The organism is Moorena sp. SIO3I6, assembly GCF_010672095.1.
Genome location: NZ_JAAHHU010001608.1, coordinates 1 through 1,135 on the forward strand (window position 1 = coordinate 1; position 1,135 = coordinate 1,135).

Annotated in this window: 1 pseudogene; it reads right to left on the bottom strand. The window is 45.7% G+C overall.

Annotated elements, in window-relative coordinates:
• Positions 1-178: 178 nt before the first annotated feature.
• Positions 179-1,135: pseudogene (locus F6K49_RS51615) on the bottom strand (hypothetical protein); the annotation flags it as partial.

The following is a 1,135-nucleotide window of genomic DNA, read 5'->3' on the forward strand; positions in this document are numbered from 1 at the left end:
TCAGCTATTTTCTTCAAAAGCAGTTCGCGTAGCGTGCGCATAGCGCATAAGCTGATAGCTGAAAGCTGATAGCTGATAGCTGATAGCTGATAGCTGATAGCTGATAGCTGATAGCTGATAGCTGATAGCTGATAGCTGATAGCTGATAGCTGATAGCTGATAGCTGATAGCTGAATGCTTACCTTAAATCACTCTGGGGAAGTAACAAGCTAAATTCATTGAGGTTACTAATTGTTGGCCAGGATTGAAACTGCTCCCGGTGCTTGACACTTGATTCCATCAGTTGAGCTAACTGCTCCCTAGGAGAAAGTGTGTTTAATTCATCCAAATAAGCCTGAATTTGCTCTTGGACAAAGGATTTCCACTGATTATCAGGTAGTTCCCATGTTTGCAAAAACTGTTGTTCCGCAGTGCATTGGTCAAAGTTAGTAGGATCGCAGGGAGGCTGGTTAGCAGCAGCAACTCTAACTTTCTCGGCAAAATCATTGGGTACACTACTAATCCCATTGGTGATTGTGCCTGTTGTGACTTGCTCAGCGTACTCCTGCAAGCTAGACCGCTTTTCGGAAAAGACAGGGTTTTTGAAGTCCACCATCAAGACAGCAGCAATGAATTTATCTGTCAAAATCTTGGCACTTCGCATCCGTGTGAGCATGTAGAGGTCTTCTGCAGCAGGAACTGGCACAAAGAAAGAAAAGTAGGTAGAGCCATCCTGTTCGTACAGTGGAGAATCATCCGGTTTGGTGAAGTCAGATTGAACCAGTTGGAAATGATGGGTATTTAGGTAATTGTCATACTCTTGTCGCTCGAAGGTAATCAGCGGGATATTGTAGTTAAGACCTAAGCTGGTCTTGAGGGCTGAATCCCAAACAAAAAAGTCATTGGGAATACCATTAACAGGACGGTTGGCTGGGCTAGTATTGGCTCCGTTGCTTTCAATATTCGTTGAGGCCAAATTGATGGTAGTGTTGGTGGTCAGATGACGTAGCATCTGGTTGACGTCCGTTAAGTTAATAACTCCTGCTTGTCTTTTGTAGCGATCGCGCAACCAATTGTTATGGTAGTTAATGCCGCCCGTCGCCCGGTGCGGCTGCTGTTCTCCCGCGAGGAGGAGTTCCTCGCACCCGATCGCCGA